16 protein-coding genes are annotated in these 14,299 nt (G+C 61.8%); 15 read left to right on the forward strand and 1 reads right to left on the reverse strand.

The genetic code is table 11. The features are described from left to right. Positions 1-102: 102 nt before the first annotated feature. From VM94_RS20970 to VM94_RS21000, 7 genes are all read left to right on the forward strand, one after another. Positions 103-2,187 (forward strand): glycosyltransferase, encoded by a 2,085-nt coding sequence (locus VM94_RS20970; protein ID WP_235432972.1) that lies wholly within the window; start codon positions 103-105, stop codon positions 2,185-2,187. A gap of 15 nt (positions 2,188-2,202) precedes the next feature. Then, the gene (locus tag VM94_RS20975) at positions 2,203-3,684 is read left to right on the forward strand and encodes a lipopolysaccharide biosynthesis protein (RefSeq protein ID WP_046685181.1); all 1,482 of its coding nucleotides are present in this window, start codon (positions 2,203-2,205) and stop codon (positions 3,682-3,684) included. A 2-nt stretch (positions 3,685-3,686) separates the two neighbouring features. Next, positions 3,687-4,760: a glycosyltransferase family 4 protein gene (locus tag VM94_RS20980; protein WP_046685581.1), complete on the forward strand. Its 1,074-nt coding sequence runs from the start codon at positions 3,687-3,689 to the stop codon at positions 4,758-4,760. After that, positions 4,750-6,315: an MBOAT family O-acyltransferase gene (locus VM94_RS20985; protein ID WP_046685182.1), complete on the forward strand. Its 1,566-nt coding sequence runs from the start codon at positions 4,750-4,752 to the stop codon at positions 6,313-6,315. Before VM94_RS20980 ends, VM94_RS20985 begins: the two co-directional genes overlap by 11 nt. A 2-nt stretch (positions 6,316-6,317) precedes the next feature. Further along, a complete protein-coding gene (locus VM94_RS20990; protein ID WP_046685183.1) occupies positions 6,318-7,508 on the forward strand; it encodes a hypothetical protein in 1,191 nt (396 codons plus the stop codon). Between the two features lie 46 nt (positions 7,509-7,554). Then, a complete protein-coding gene (locus VM94_RS20995) occupies positions 7,555-8,748 on the forward strand; it encodes a hypothetical protein (protein ID WP_046685582.1) in 1,194 nt (397 codons plus the stop codon). A gap of 87 nt (positions 8,749-8,835) precedes the next feature. Next, positions 8,836-9,840 carry a 2-hydroxyacid dehydrogenase gene (locus VM94_RS21000; protein ID WP_046685184.1) on the forward strand — a complete coding sequence of 335 codons (1,005 nt, stop codon included), beginning with the start codon at positions 8,836-8,838 and terminating at the stop codon, positions 9,838-9,840. On the opposite strand, the gene VM94_RS21005 is transcribed toward VM94_RS21000, so the two are convergent. Further along, a complete protein-coding gene (locus VM94_RS21005; RefSeq protein WP_046685185.1) occupies positions 9,829-10,191 on the reverse strand; it encodes a TfoX/Sxy family protein in 363 nt (120 codons plus the stop codon). The genes VM94_RS21000 and VM94_RS21005 overlap by 12 nt on opposite strands. Before the next feature lie 96 nt (positions 10,192-10,287). Here VM94_RS21005 and VM94_RS21010 point away from each other — a divergent pair, with 96 nt between their 5' ends. The 8 genes from VM94_RS21010 to VM94_RS21040 all read left to right on the forward strand — a co-directional run bounded on the left by VM94_RS21010 (position 10,288) and on the right by VM94_RS21040 (position 14,299). Continuing rightward, a complete protein-coding gene (locus VM94_RS21010; protein ID WP_046685186.1) occupies positions 10,288-10,521 on the forward strand; it encodes a hypothetical protein in 234 nt (77 codons plus the stop codon). Continuing rightward, positions 10,518-10,985: a MepB family protein gene (locus tag VM94_RS21015; RefSeq protein WP_046685187.1), complete on the forward strand. Its 468-nt coding sequence runs from the start codon at positions 10,518-10,520 to the stop codon at positions 10,983-10,985. Before VM94_RS21010 ends, VM94_RS21015 begins: the two co-directional genes overlap by 4 nt. A 387-nt stretch (positions 10,986-11,372) precedes the next feature. Next, on the forward strand, positions 11,373-11,759 hold the full coding sequence (locus VM94_RS21020) for a hypothetical protein (RefSeq protein ID WP_235432973.1): 387 nt from the start codon (positions 11,373-11,375) through the stop codon (positions 11,757-11,759). A gap of 164 nt (positions 11,760-11,923) precedes the next feature. Beyond that, positions 11,924-12,526 (forward strand): hypothetical protein, encoded by a 603-nt coding sequence (locus VM94_RS21025; protein ID WP_138829197.1) that lies wholly within the window; start codon positions 11,924-11,926, stop codon positions 12,524-12,526. Between the two features lie 62 nt (positions 12,527-12,588). Beyond that, positions 12,589-12,924, forward strand: coding sequence for a hypothetical protein (locus VM94_RS21030; protein ID WP_138829198.1), 336 nt, complete (start codon positions 12,589-12,591; stop codon positions 12,922-12,924). A gap of 135 nt (positions 12,925-13,059) precedes the next feature. Continuing rightward, positions 13,060-13,221, forward strand: coding sequence for a hypothetical protein (locus tag VM94_RS28595; RefSeq protein ID WP_157808731.1), 162 nt, complete (start codon positions 13,060-13,062; stop codon positions 13,219-13,221). A 53-nt stretch (positions 13,222-13,274) separates the two neighbouring features. Next, the gene (locus tag VM94_RS21035; RefSeq protein WP_138829199.1) at positions 13,275-13,784 is read left to right on the forward strand and encodes a hypothetical protein; all 510 of its coding nucleotides are present in this window, start codon (positions 13,275-13,277) and stop codon (positions 13,782-13,784) included. 170 nt (positions 13,785-13,954) lie between these two features. Next, positions 13,955-14,299 carry a hypothetical protein gene (locus VM94_RS21040; RefSeq protein ID WP_052755859.1) on the forward strand — a complete coding sequence of 115 codons (345 nt, stop codon included), beginning with the start codon at positions 13,955-13,957 and terminating at the stop codon, positions 14,297-14,299.

The raw sequence follows: 14,299 nt of genomic DNA on the forward strand, positions 1-14,299 counted from the left end.
TCAACGGGTTGGCGGGCAGGCTCAGTACACTGGATCAACACTGCTCAGCGTTGTTGAAACTGTGAATCAGTTTTGTCATGGTAAGACCAAGGAGGCATGTCCTTGTTGACCGTTCTCATGGCGACCTACAATGGCGCCGGCACCTTGCCCCAGGTATTGCGCGCCTACATGGGGCTGCGTCCGCCCGTGGGCGGCTGGCGCCTGGTCATCGCCGACAATGGCAGCACGGATGCCACGGCCCAGGTGATCGCCGCCTTTCGCGGCCGCTTGCCCCTGACTTCCATCTACGTGGCGCAACGTGGCCGCAGCCCCGCCCTGAACGGGGCTGTCGAGCACGCCTTGCGCCAGGGCGGCGATGGCGGCGAGCTGTTCGTGTTTGGCGACGACGACGCCATGCCCGCATCGGACTGGCTGTGCCGCTTGCAGGACTGCGCGCGCGATCACCCCGGCTACGCCCTGTTCGGCGGCGCCATCGTGCCCGCCTGGCGCGAGCAACCGGCAGACTGGCTACTGCGCCTGACCCCGGTTGGCTTGACGTGGGGCATCACCAGCCCCGATTTGCGCGACGCGCCCATCTATCCGGGCCTGGTCTGGGGCGCCAACATGGCGATACGCCGGCGCATCTTCGAGGCGGGCGCCCGCTATGATGAAAGCATCGGTCCGCAAGGCGCCAACTACGCCATGGGCAGCGAAACCCGGCTCAACCTGGAGATGCATGCGGCCGGCAATCCTTCCTGGTTCTGTCCGCGAGCGAGGGTGGCGCACATCATCCGCGCGCCGCAAGTGCAGCGGGCCTGGATATTGCGCCGCGCCATGCTGTTCGGCCGGGGCCAATGCCGGTTGGCCAGCTTTGCACCGAGCGTGGAGTTGCTGGGTGTGCCCCGCTGGATGCTGGGCAGATACGTGCGCGATTCCCTCGGGGCCGTGCGGGCCTGGCTGCGGCGTGACCGTGCCGACCTGTTCCTGCGCCAGTGGGAACGGGCCTGGCTGCGCGGTTTCTTCCATGAAGCGTGGCGGGGACGGCGCAAACGCCAGCCGCGCATCGTCATCAGCAGTTATTCGGGCGAGCTGGGCGGCATGGAGCTGCGCATGGCGCAAGAGGCGAAAGTACTGGGCGCGAGCGGCTACGACAGCGTGTTGGCGCTGCGGCGCTTTCCTGGTTTTACACAATGGGTGCAAGGCTTGCGTGCGCAGCATCTGCAAGTGCGCGTGTATGAACCGCCCTTGTTTCTCGAACACTGGGCCTGGCGGCGCTGGAATTGGCTGCGCGCCAGGGTCACGGGCGCGTGGCGGCTGCGGCGGCTGCGGCCAGATCTGGTCCACGTGGCGTTTTGCTGGACCAGTTATGGCGCTTCCATCCTGTGGCTGGCGCGGCAATGCCGGCTGCCGGCCGTGATCAGCGTGCACAATGCGTTTCCCTTGGAAACCTTCAGCGACTGGCAGCGGCCCCGGCTGCAGGAAGCGTTTCGCACCGTCAAGGGCGTGTATGCCGTGTCGCCTTCGGCCATGCGGCATTTCCTTGACCTGTATCGCGACATGCTGAGCCCGGAAACGCGGCTGGCCGTCATTCCCAATGGCGTCGACACGGATACTTTTATCGTCTCGCCCGAACGCAGGGTGCTGGCGCGCAAGCAACTCGGGCTGCCACCGGACGCGCTCGTGCTCGGCTCCGTGGCCCGGCTCTCCGCGCAAAAGCGTCCGCAAGCGCTGCTGGCCCTGTTCGCCAGGCTGGCCAAGCAATTTCCCAACCTATATCTGGTGCTCGTTGGCACGGGGCCGCTGGAAGCCATGCTGCGGCTGCAGGCACAACAATCGGGCTTGCAGGAGCGGATCGTGTTTGCCGGCTTCCAGCAGCGCATCGAGCAGCTGATGCCCGCCTTCGACCTGCATCTGCTGCTGAGTAAAAACGAGGGCTTCGGCATCGCCACGATCGAGGCCATGGCCTGCGGCGTGCCGGCCGTGGGGACGGATGTGCCTGGCACGCACGATATCCTGCATGATAGCGACGGCGGCCTGCTGCTGCCGCTCGACGACGAGCATGCCGCCTGCGCAGCCGTGGCGCTGCTCCTGGCCGATGCACCCCGGCGCGCCCGCATGGGACGGCTGGCGCGCGAGGAAACCGTGCAGCGCTATTCGATGCCGCGCCTGGAACGCCAGCTACGCGCATTTTACGCCGGCCTCGTGTAGGCGCGGGTGGCCCGCATGAGTGCCACCCGCCACTCGTTTTTCTTTTCGTTCGCCGAAAAATATACGGTGCTCTTGCTGGGCATCGTCGCCACCATGGTGCTGTCACGTTTGCTGACGCCGGCCGAGGTGGGCGTGTATTCGCTGGGTGCCGTGCTGGTGGCGCTGGCGCAAGTGGTGCGCGACTTTGGCGTGGGGCAATACCTGATCCAGGAAAAGCAGCTTGATGCCGTGAAATTGCGGGCCGCGCTGGCCACCAGCCTGCTCGTCGCCTGGCTGCTGGCGGGGCTGGTGCTGCTGGCCAGCGCGCCGCTCGCGCATTTCTATGGCGAACCCCGGCTGACCCTCGTGCTGCGTTTGCTGTCCATCAATTTCCTGCTGATCCCGTTCAGCGCCTTGACGTTACCGATGCTGCGGCGGCAACTGCGCTTTCGCGCCATCTACGCCATCAACGCGGCCAATAGCGTGGTGAACCTGCTGGTGGCCGTGCTGCTGGCGCTGCAGGGCTACAGTTACATGAGCATGGTGTGGGCGGCGCTGGCCGGTTCCTGCGCCTCGCTGCTGGTGAGCCTGCTGGTGCGGCCGAAGGAACTGCCGTGGCTGCCCGGACGGCGCGGCATGGGCGATATCGCCCGCTTTGGCGCGTATGCGACGGGGGGCAGCCTTGTCGACGAGGCGGGCGTGGCGGCGCCGGACCTCATCATCGGCAAGCTGATCGGCATTGAAAGCCTGGCCCTGTTCGGCAAGGCGCAAAGCGTGCTCAATATCTTTAACCAGGCCATCACGAGCGCGATTTCTCCCGTCGTGTTTCCTCTGTTCGCGGCCCGCGCACGGGAAGGTGGAGGAGAAGGGGGGCAGGGCGGGGCGGAACTCGTGTATTTGCGCACGATCAGCTACATGACGGCGCTGGCCTGGCCGTTTTTTCTCTTTCTCGCCTGCATGGCTTTGCCCTTGATCAAGGTGTTGTATGGCACGCAATGGCTGGCCTGTGTGCCCTTGATACGCATCATGTGCCTGTCCTCAGCCGTGTATAGCATGTTCAGCATGGCCCGCTACCTGTTCGTGGCGACGGGCCAGCTGCACGCGCAGGTGCGGCTCGATGCCTGCGCCGGCGTCATCAAAGTGGCGCTGCTGCTGGCCGCGGCGCCGTTCGGCCTGGTGGCTGTGGCCTGGGCAGTGGTGCTCAGCAACGTGCTGCGCAGCTGGCTGAACTACAACTGCCTGCGGCGCTTGAGCGCACTGGACTGGCGCATCCTGGCGCGGGCATTGCGCAAGAGCCTGCTGCTCTGCGGTGTCAGCGCCGTCGCGCCCGTCGCTTCGCTGCTGTGGCTGCCAACACCCACCCCGGCGCTGCTGGCGCTGGCGGGCACGGCGCTGGTCACCTTGCTGTGCTGGCTGGCTGGTCTGTTCCTGTTGAAGCATGAACTTGCCGGCGAATTTCTGTTATTGCAACGCAAGCTGGCTGGCCGTTGGCTGGCAGTCAAATGCACGAAAGGATGACCATGCGTGTCGGTATCTTGTCCTACCCGATGCTGTTCCAGCGCGACGGCGGCTTGCAAATCCAGGTACGCGAAACCATTGCCGCGCTGAACCGGCTGCCCAAGTTACCGGCGCGGCCCCTGGAAGTGCAGCTGGTGGACGCCAACCATCAGCGGCTGGCCGATTTCGACGTGCTGCACGTGTTTTCAGCGAGCAATGGCACCTACCGCATCATGGAAATGGCCAGCGAGCAAGGCGTGCCCGTCGTGCTGTCGCCGCTGCTGTCGCCTGGCTGGGGCCGCGCCAGCGCCTGGCGCGCGCGGCTGGCAGACCGGCTGGCGGGGCGCCTGACGGAATGGATGGTGCAAACGAGCTATGCGCAAACCCGGCGCGCCTTGCAACTGGCCGACGTGGTGATCGCCCTGGGCGAGGCCGAGCGCGACGCCATCGTGCAAGGTTTCGGCATGGGGGCCGACACCATACGCGTCTTGCCAAATGGAATCAACCCGCATTTTTTCACGGCCAATGGCGACCTGTTCCTGCGCGAAACGGGCATCGCCGGGCCCTTCGTGCTGATGGTGGGCAGCATTTCGCCATATAAAAACCAGCTGGGTCTGGCGCAGGCGCTGGCGGGAGCGGGCCTGCCCCTGGTGCTGATCGGCGCCGCGCCGCGCGAACAGCAGGCGTATTTGCAACTGTTGCTGGACTTGCCGCACGTCAGCTGGCTGGGCGCGCTCGACCATGCCGACCCGTTGCTGGCCAGCGCCTACCATGCGGCGGCCGTGGCGGCCTTGCCCAGCCAGGGCGAGGTGTTTCCCTTGAGCGTGCTCGAAGCGCTGGCGGCCGGCACGCCCGTCGTCATGACGGCGCAAAGCGCGCTGGACTTGCCCGATTCCGTCTTTGCGCTGCGCAAGGTGCGCTGGGACGACGGCGCCGCGCAGCGCCAGGCCATCCTCGAACTGCTGGCGCTGCCGCCCGAGCGCTCCCGCGTGCAAGCCCTCGTGGAACGTTTTACGTGGGAACGGGTGGCGGCCCAGATTGCCGATTGTTATTACCAAGCGCAGTCGCTGCCTGCCAGGAGGCAACATGCTGTTTAATTCCTTCGCCTTCCTGTTTGGCTATCTGCCCATCGTGCTGGCCGGATACTTTCTGCTGGACCGCCTGGCGCTCGCCGGCACGTCCGCCAACTGGCGCCGCCTGGCCCCCGCAACTTGGCTGGCGCTCGCGTCTTTGTTCTTCTATGCCTGGTGGGACGTGCGCTACCTGCCGCTGCTGCTGGCGTCGATCTGCGTCAATTACGGCGCCGGGCGCTTGATCGGCGCGCGTGCGGGAGCGGCCCGCAAGCGTGCGCTGGTCGTGGCGCTGGTGCTGAACCTGGGACTGCTCGCCTACTACAAATATGCGAATTTCTTCATCGACAGCGTGAATGCCGTCGCCGTCAATGCTGGCGCTGAAAGCTTGCCGTGGCATGGCCTCGACATCATTCTGCCGATCGGCATCTCGTTTTTTACCTTTACGCAGATCGCCTTCCTCGTCGATTGCTACCGGGGCGAAGTGCGCGAATACCGTTTCATCCATTACGTGCTGTTCGTCAGCTATTTCCCCCACCTGATCGCCGGCCCCGTGCTGCATCACCGTGACATGATGCCGCAGTTCGCCGACCCGGCCAACGCCCATCCGCGCGCCGCCAATTTCGCCATCGGCCTGTCGATTTTCACGATAGGCCTGGCAAAAAAGGTGCTGATCGCCGACAACCTGTCGCCGCTGGCCATCCCCGTCTTCGTGGCCGGAGCCGAGCCGACCCTGATCGAAGCGTGGATCGGCGTGCTGGCCTACACCTTCCAGCTGTACTTCGACTTTTCCGGCTATTCCGACATGGCCATCGGCCTGTCGCGCCTGTTCGGCGTGAAATTGCCGCTGAACTTCAATTCGCCGTACAAGGCAGCCAATATCGCGGACTTCTGGCGCCGCTGGCACATGACCTTGTCGCGTTTCCTGCGCGACTATTTATATATCCCCCTGGGCGGCAGCCGGCGCGGCGAGGCCATGCGCTACCGCAACCTGATGCTGACCATGTTGCTGGGCGGTCTGTGGCATGGGGCAGGCTGGACCTTTGTCATCTGGGGCGGCTTGCACGGCTTGTACCTGGTGCTGCAGCAGGCATGGCAGCGGGTGTTTGGCGCAGCCCCGGGGTACTGCTGGCTGCGCTGGTGGCCCGCCGCCCTGACCTTTCTTGCCGTCATGCTGGCCTGGATCTTCTTCCGCGCGCCCGACGTGGCCACGGCCTGGGATATCACAGGCGCGCTGGTGGGGGTGAACGGCGTGAGTCTGCCGCGGGGCCTGGCCAGCCACACGGCCAGCCTGGCGCAGTGGGGCTTGCAGCCCGCGTTCGACGGCATCCGCTGGATCGAACTGGCGGGCCCGGGCTTGCCCGTGCTGCTGGTGGCGATGCTGCTGGCTTTCAAGGCGCCCAATACGCAAGAAATATTCTTTCTCTACGAGCCTGCCATTGAAAGAATCTTTCAGCCCGCAGGGCGCTGGGCTTTCAGCTGGCGGCCCACCTCCCGCTGGAGCGTGGGTTTGGCCGCGCTGTTTGTCGCCTGCATCTTCGGCATGAACCGGGTCACAGAATTTCTCTACTTCCAGTTCTGACCATGGATACCGCCGGCCGCCGCTATCTTGTCTGCTTCCTCGCCTGCGTGTTCCTCGTGCTGGGCGGTATCTCGTTACTGAACTACCAGGTCGATCCCTACCTGTTGCACCAGTGGGACAGCCCCTTGGTGCAGCGCCCGCGCCAGCTGAACGAAAAGCTCGGCGCCTGGGCCAAGACCTATGCCGTGGCGCGTTACCGGCCGGCCATCATCTACATCGGCAATTCGCGCACGGAATTGGGCCTGCCGACGGGCGTGCGCGCCTTGTTCGGCGGCAAGAGCGTATTCAACAGCGCCGTGTCCGGCGCCTCGATCGGCGACGCCATCCGCCTGGCCGAGCATGCGGCTAGGGTCAGCCGCGTCGAGACCATGGTGTGGGGCATCGACGCGCCCACGTTTTCCCTGGACATGGGGGCGGCGCGGGTGGAAGACAGCCTGACGGGCGCCCGGCACGGCTTTTTCGCCCAGCGCGCCCTCGTCAACCTGAAGCGCGGCCTGACCCTGGACATGACGGAGGACAGCGTGCGCATTCTGACCGGCAATGCCGGTGACGTCTGCCGTTCCAGCCTGGCCCGGTATGGGCAGCGCGACGAGACGTGCACCATCAAGGGGATACGACATTGGCTGGGAACGGCGGAAGCCATTCCCGTGCGGCTGCAGGAATTTGGCGACGGCCAGGGGCCGACGCCGCCATCGACATCGGCGTTCGATGCCAGCATAGCCAAGCTGTGCAGTAGCGGCGTGCGCCTGCGCATGTACATCAACCCCACGCACGCGCTGACCTTGTACGCGCTGCACTGGCGCGGCAAGTGGGATGCCATGCAGGCCTGGCAGCGCGGCCTGGTGCGGATCACCGAGCGCCACCGTCAGCAGGGCTGCGACGTGCGCCTGTATGATTTTTCCGGTTTTAACAGCATCACGACGGAGCCGACCCCGCTCGTCAGCGGCAAGCCCGACATGCATTATTACTGGGAAGTGTCGCATTACCGGGACAATGTGGGCCGCCTGATTCTTGCACGCCTGTTTGGCGGCGATACGCCGCCGCCAGCCGATTTCGGCGTGGAACTGACGCAGGCCAACGTCGACGCCCACCATGCGGCCACGCGCGCCGCACGCGACCGCTACCGCGTGGAACATGCGCGCGAAACGGCCTATACGCAGCGGGTGCTGGACGGGCCGCTGATCCGGCGTTGATGCAAAGCCCCACCCATACGCCATTTTTCTACTTCCAATGCCGACCATGGATACCAACGCCCGCCGCTACCTCGCCATCTTCCTTGCCTGCGCGCTGGCCGCGCTGGCCCTCGTTTCCGCCGTCAATTACCACGTCGACCCCTATTTGTTGCACCAGTGGGACAGCCCGCTGTTGCAGCGATTGCGGCCGACGACCGAAAAACTCAGCGTGTGGAGCAAGACGTATGCCGTGGCGCGCTACCGGCCCGCCATCGTGTATATCGGCAATTCGCGCACGGAAATGGGTTTGCCGGCGAGCAGCATGCGTACCTTGTTCGACGGCAAGAGCGTGTTCAACAGCGCCGTCTCGGGCGCCTCCATCGGCGAGGCCATCCGCCTGGCCGAGCACGCTGCCAGGGTCAGCCAGGTCGACACCATGGTGTGGGGCATCGACGCGCCGTCGTTTTCCCTGGAACTGGGCTCGGCCGGTGTGGAGCCGGGGCTGACGGACGGCGGCCCCGCGTTTTTCGCGCGGCGCGCCTTGCTCAACATCAAGCGCGGCCTGACTGTGGACATGACCCAGGACAGCTGGCGCATCCTCAACGGTACCTATGACGGCGTCTGTCTGTCCAGCCTGGCCCTGTACGGCCAGCGAGACGAGTCCTGCCTTACCAGCCGCAACCGGACTTGGACCGGCACGGCGCGCGCGTTCACGCCGCGCCTGCAGGAATTCGGCGATGGCCTGGGGCCCACCGAACCCGCGCTGCAAGCCTTCGATGCCAGCGTCGGCAAGCTGTGCCGGGGCGGTACGCGCTTGCGCCTGTACATCAATCCCACGCACGCGCTCACGCTCGACGCCCTGTACTGGCGCGGCAAGTGGGAAGCCATGGAAGCCTGGCAGCGCGACCTGGCGCAGATGGCCGGACGCTACCGGCGCCTGGGCTGCGATGTGCGCCTGTATGATTTTTCCGGCTTCAACAGCATCACCAGCGAGCCGATCCCGCAGGTGACGGGCGCAGGCGCGATGCGTTATTACTGGGAAGCGTCGCACTACCGCGACAATGTGGGCCGCTTCATCCTCGCGCGCCTGTTCGGCGGCCCCGAGCGGGTGCCGGCGGACTTCGGCGCCGAGCTGACGGAAAGCGGCATCGCGGCCCACCAGGCGGCCATGCGCGCCGCGCGCGAGCGCTATCACGCGCAGCACGCCGAGGAAACGGCGTATTTGCGCCACGTACTGACCTTGCCGCGCGAACCCAAATAGGCGGCCAGGCAAGTCAGGCGTACGCCGTGGGGCAGGGGGCTTGCGCTATGATGGCGTTTTGCCATCCAGCAAGTTCCAGGACGCCCCATGAAAATCGCCTTCTTTGCCAGCCAGCCCTACGACCGCCGCTTCTTCGATGAAGCCTTGCCGTCCCAGCCCGATTCCGCCGGCATTGAACTGGTCTACCACAGCGCCTTGCTGAGCCAGGAAACCGTGGTCCTGGCGCAAGGCGCGGACGCCGTGTGCGTCTTCGTCAACGACGTGCTCGACGCGCCCGTGCTGGAAGCCCTGCACGGTTACGGCGTGCGCGCCATCCTGCTGCGTTGCGCCGGCTACAACAACCTCGACCTGGAAACGGCCAAACGCCTGGGCCTGTTCGTTGCCCGCGTACCCGCATATTCGCCGGAAGCCGTGGCCGAATATACCTTGGCCCTCGTGCAGACGTTGAACCGCCATACGCACCGTGCCTATGCCCGCGTGCGCGAAGGCAATTTCTCGCTCGATGGTTTGCTGGGCGCCACTTTGTTCGGCAAGACGGTGGGCATCGTCGGCACGGGCAAGATCGGCCTGGCCACGGCGCGCATTTTCAAGGGTTTCGGCTGCACGGTGCTGGGCCACGACCCGTATCCGGCGCCCGCGTTTGCGCAACTGGGCACGATGGTGGAACTGCCGCGGCTGCTGGCCGAGTCCGATATCGTTTCCCTGCATTGCCCCCTGATGGAAAGTACGCGCCACATGATCAGCGAAGAAACGTTACCGCTGATGAAGAAGGGCGCCATGCTGGTGAACACGTCGCGCGGCGGCCTGATCGACACGGGCGCCGTCATCGAAGCGCTCAAATCGCGCCAGCTGGGCTCCCTGGCCATCGACGTGTATGAACAGGAAAGCAATCTGTTCTTCCAGGACCGCTCGTCCGACATCATCGACGACGACATCTTCCAGCGCCTGATGACGTTCCCGAACGTGCTGGTCACGGGCCATCAGGGCTTCTTCACCAGCGAAGCGCTGCGCGAAATCGCCGCCATCACGTATCACAACCTGCAATGCTTCCGCCAAGGCAAGCAATGCGAGAATAGCGTACTAGCTGGCTGACGCCTGTTTTTTTGGCTTGGGCGGCGGCTTGGGTTTCGGCAGCGGCAAGGCGTCCGCCGTGCGCCGCGCCAGCTGGCTCAGCCAGTCGCGCTCATCCCACAGCCCGCCATCGATGAGGAAGTACGGCTTGGCTTGCGGATAGGGCGGTGCTTCCTGCAACGTGCCTTGCGCGCTGATCCAGGCGCGGCCCGCGTCCGTCGGCTTGATGAACAGCTGGTCGTCGGCGACGACGGCGAACATCTTGCCGTCGCAATACAAGCCGTACTCGCCAAACATCTTTTTCGCGCTGATGCTGCCCGCGCCCGCCATCTGGTCGAGCAAAAAATCCACCGTGCCTTGCTGTGATGCCATGTCGTCCTCCGTGTGAAGGAATAGTGTAGCGCACTGGCCAGGATCGGCCGGCGCGGCTACACTATGGCCATTGATTTTCTTGCACGATTTCACCCCATGACACCCCAGCATATCATTCACCGCAGCATCACCATCACCACCCTGACGGCCGGCCAGTCCATCGACACCCATTGCGCACCAGGCCACACGGCCATCATCGAGCAGTCCGACGGTTGGTGGCTGTATTTTGTCGACGAGGATGGCACCGTCGACGGCTACGACAGCCCGTTCGCCAGCCATGCCGAAGCGCTGTGGGCGGCCAAAGCCGCAGCCGAATTCAGCGCGCAATGAAGGCCAGTCCCTGGGCCTTCCTGGGCTTGCCGCAAGCGCCCGTGCCGGAAGCGGAAAGCGCGGAATACGGCGCCTGCCGCGCCACCCTGGACGGCAAGCGCCTGGTCTTGCGCGTGGCCAAAACCACGCCGACGAAAACCGGCCAGTTCGTCACCGTCTGGAAGCGCCCCCATCCGGATGCCGAGATCGCCCCGCTGGACGACACGGACCCCGTTGACGTCGTCATCATCGCCGTGGCCGACGACGACGGCGCGCAGCACGGTTTTTTCATCTTTCCGCGCAAGGTGCTGCTGGAACGGGGCGTGATGTCGCGCGCCGGAGCCGGAGGCAAGCGCGCGCTGCGCGTGTATCCGCCGTGGTGCGCGCCTGAGTCTGTCCAGGCACAGCGCACGCAGCGGTGGCAGGCTGCCTGTTTTGTGGCGGCGGGGGATCAGCAAAGGCTGGAACAGATGTTCAGAGAGTAATTACTCTTTTTTTCCTGGCATTTGTCTGTGCATTAATGCGTGTCAAAATGCTGTACAAACCCCCTTGCTTGCCCTGAAAGCAACAACCTCGTACACTCAGCTATTCTGACCGTCCGCGATCGGCTGCGAGCGGACGATCAAGCGTAACCGTGTGCTGGATCGGCAGCTATGCAGCTGCCCGAACGGTCCTGAATATTTTGTCTGAACTTACAGTCCCACCATGACGCTTTCCGAATTTCTCGCCGCCGTTCGCCGGCCATACATCGACACCCTTGCACGGGTCGCCACTCAGGTTGTATCGCATGTGGAGCCGGCATACAGGCAAAGTGTGGCTCGCTGGCCGTCGACGGCTTGCTCGGCCTTCCTTGCAGAGCCGACGTCATCCCGATGGAGGGGATCAATGCGGGCCAAGCGATTCAGGTCGACTCCGAGACCGAGTTGACCTTTGCGGCAGTCACTTTTGCGTCGGGTGCCGGTGAAGTGGTTCTTTCACCATTCGTTTGGGATTGGACGCCACTCGAAGTGCTTGGTCTGAGCCAAGAGGCCGTTTCAAACGTCTTTCAGGCGTGGTTCCTGAAGTGGTTCGATACCGACGACGAAAACGTAGCTACCGAAGAAGGCCTTTTCGGCGTCGTACATTTCATGTCTGAGCTGGAACCGACAAAAGAGGGTTGGAGAGTGACGCTTGATCTTGGCTCGTCGCCGGTGAGCGCAGTGGAAGATTTCTTGTTCCGCATATTGGATGCCGGCGCATCGCAAGTGCGTATCGGCTGACCCGCCGTCAACCGAACGTCTTGGCGAACCGCAAGCCCGTTTCTTTTGTCGAGTGTTTTTCCCGTAAATGTCGATGATCGGGGAGAGCGCCTCGAGCAGCGAACGCCAGCTTTGCGACGACAGAACGGATTCACTGTTCATTGGCTTTGGCGGGAAATCTGACAATGATGGCAACCGGCCATTTCCGGACGCTCATGCCGCGCGGCGTACCTATCAATATCGAGAAATGCAATAGAATGGTTCATTCAAAAATTGTGAGCTGTTATGACGGTTCGCCCAACCTTGAGGGCCGTACGATTCGGGCGTTCCATTCAGAGTACAGTTTCGCAGCACTTCGGCTCGACAACAATGAGGTTATAAGTTTCGCTGTTGAAGAAGTCACGGTAGGTAAATGGTTTGAGGTATTCCCAATTTGCCTCTATACGTTAGCTCGGAACCACTCCTTCTCATGGAGCGAGTTTGAAACACCCTTTACCGTAATGTCCAGCGAATTGTTATGGCGTGAGGAGTGGCTGGAGTCTGCGTTGGACACTTCGACTTTCATGGGTTCTGGACCGCACTCTGTCCAGTTTGCGGACGTGCTCGGAGCCGCCCCGAAATCGCATGCCAATGTGGTAAAGGTGCTGGCCGGAGTTAGGTTAATTGAGCAAAATGGGCGCGTTCTAGCCGTATGCAGCTCGAACAACACACCGTTCAAAATCGACCTGGAAACGGAAAAGATAAAAATTGAACAAGTGATGCAGTCCCATACATCCGAGAAATTTTGACAGCTTTAGGCTGCGGATTCAATCGGCAGAACTAAGCGTCAGCCATTATAAGATAAAGCAGAATGCGATTAGCAGCACATTACTATGTAGAGTTCGAGACCTTAGGGAAAAAGCCAACTCAATTGGAGTTCAGGTCCCTTAGCGAGGATGATGTTCTGACGTTCTCGATTGTCAATCTGAAGCCTGAATCGGGCCTTTTTGTCGCGTGCCTCGGCGACGGCATCGACTATGGCAATTTTATAATTAACGTAGATGCACAAGGCCGAGCCGCAGTACAAGCACACGAGCATCGAGGGTTTTTTGTGGGTGGATTGACCGTCGAGACTGCAATAAATGCACTGAAGTACTGGTTGCCGCTGCACGTGAGAACACCTGAAATCCAGTGGCTGGGCCAATGATTCATCACTAAATTTAGGCGGCATTCGGGCAGAAGCGGACTTTTTGTTGGCAATTATTTAAATAAGAAAACATGCACCCACCGTGGAATTTTACCTTTTAGTTTAGGAATGAAAAAATTTCCAAGGAGAAAAGCTGTGGATCATAAGAAAAACAGCAGATTTACACTAAAAGATGTCTTGATAAAAACCAATGCTCAGCGTCTTTCTGAGGCGCCAAAAAGCGAGAAAATTATTCATTATGTTTTTGTTTTTGGCATTGTGATTGTGATAGTCGCCTCTCTTATTTTTATGGATTGATTTTTACTCATATACTCTATGGCAATTAATGCCGCAGCATTGCAGTTTAAAGAGTGGCACAAGAAAATAATGTTTTATATTTTGGAAACACGATGTATTTCTTAAAGGCAATGCTGCTTGTCGTAACGCCGTTGCTAACGGTACAGCCGACATTTGCGTTTGAGTCCTTGGGCAAAGTTGTGGATGTCGCAATCCTTGCTCTCGCTGATCAGACTGCAAAACAGCTCGCGCAAAATGAACTCGATGGCGTTTACGCATCTATGTCGCCTAAACTCAAATTGGTCTACTCCCGCGATGAGTTGGTAAAGCCAGCATGGGGTATGCAAAGAATCTTCGGACGCATTGAATCGTTTGATTTTGAAGCCATCAACTACGGAAAGCGAGGCATCGGAAACGAATGGATCAGGATCGCAACCTACTGGTATCACGCCAAGACTGGCAAATGCCCTAACCGAACCTATCTCAAGGTCGAAGTCAAGAATGAGCAAGGGCGATATTACGGCGCCGGATATTCAATGGAACGGGTCCTATTAGATGGGAAGCTTCCCTTTCTGAAACAGTAGATCGGGCGATCAGCAGACTAGCTACTGGCCGCTTTGCGGCGAAAACGGACGTACAAGCCTAGTATCTAACGTCGAGATCGCGCTTGCATAGCCGACCTGCCTCTTTCTAACTCTGTCCAGCCTCGTTCCGGCCGGCTTGCCGCGCCCGATGAAGTCATCGACAATACGGTATGCAAATCAAGATATCGCCTAAAAAAATACTACTGTGCCTGCTCATCCTCAGTCCGGCCTGGTATGTCGCCGCATGCTGCGTGTTCTCCAACAGCCGCAAAGCAGCGTTCGATCAAGTCCAGACGGGCGACATGCGGCAAACGGTGCTTGGCCGCTTCGGTGCGCCGACCCATGTGGAGCGGGCCGGCGAGTCGTTCGAACGCTATGGCTCGGCGCCATGCGCGGCTCCGTGCGCCGAGCGGTTGTGGTTCGATAATCGCATGAACCCGGAGCTGGAAGTGTGGTCGGTGGAGCTGGACCGGCATGGCCGCGTGGTAGGGAAAAATTATCTCGTGTCGATGTAG

It is taken from the genome of Janthinobacterium sp. KBS0711 (assembly GCF_000988085.1).
Taxonomy (GTDB): Bacteria; Pseudomonadota; Gammaproteobacteria; order Burkholderiales; family Burkholderiaceae_D; genus Janthinobacterium; species Janthinobacterium lividum_E.

Bases quoted from the DNA above. Each gene is read 5' to 3' on its own strand.
- VM94_RS20980 (WP_046685581.1), top strand. From the start codon at position 3,687: ATGCGTGTCGGTATCTTGTCCTACCCGATGCTGTTCCAGCGCGACGGC.
- VM94_RS20990 (WP_046685183.1), top strand. From the start codon at position 6,318: ATGGATACCGCCGGCCGCCGCTATCTTGTCTGCTTCCTCGCCTGCGTG.
- VM94_RS21040 (WP_052755859.1), top strand. From the start codon at position 13,955: ATGCAAATCAAGATATCGCCTAAAAAAATACTACTGTGCCTGCTCATC.
- VM94_RS20995 (WP_046685582.1), top strand. From the start codon at position 7,555: ATGGATACCAACGCCCGCCGCTACCTCGCCATCTTCCTTGCCTGCGCG.
- VM94_RS21010 (WP_046685186.1), top strand. From the start codon at position 10,288: ATGACACCCCAGCATATCATTCACCGCAGCATCACCATCACCACCCTG.
- VM94_RS20985 (WP_046685182.1), top strand. From the start codon at position 4,750: ATGCTGTTTAATTCCTTCGCCTTCCTGTTTGGCTATCTGCCCATCGTG.
- VM94_RS21005 (WP_046685185.1), bottom strand. From the start codon at position 10,191: ATGGCATCACAGCAAGGCACGGTGGATTTTTTGCTCGACCAGATGGCG.
- VM94_RS21020 (WP_235432973.1), top strand. From the start codon at position 11,373: ATGGAGGGGATCAATGCGGGCCAAGCGATTCAGGTCGACTCCGAGACC.
- VM94_RS21030 (WP_138829198.1), top strand. From the start codon at position 12,589: ATGCGATTAGCAGCACATTACTATGTAGAGTTCGAGACCTTAGGGAAA.
- VM94_RS21000 (WP_046685184.1), top strand. From the start codon at position 8,836: ATGAAAATCGCCTTCTTTGCCAGCCAGCCCTACGACCGCCGCTTCTTC.
- VM94_RS20975 (WP_046685181.1), top strand. From the start codon at position 2,203: ATGAGTGCCACCCGCCACTCGTTTTTCTTTTCGTTCGCCGAAAAATAT.
- VM94_RS21015 (WP_046685187.1), top strand. From the start codon at position 10,518: ATGAAGGCCAGTCCCTGGGCCTTCCTGGGCTTGCCGCAAGCGCCCGTG.
- VM94_RS21025 (WP_138829197.1), top strand. From the start codon at position 11,924: ATGATGGCAACCGGCCATTTCCGGACGCTCATGCCGCGCGGCGTACCT.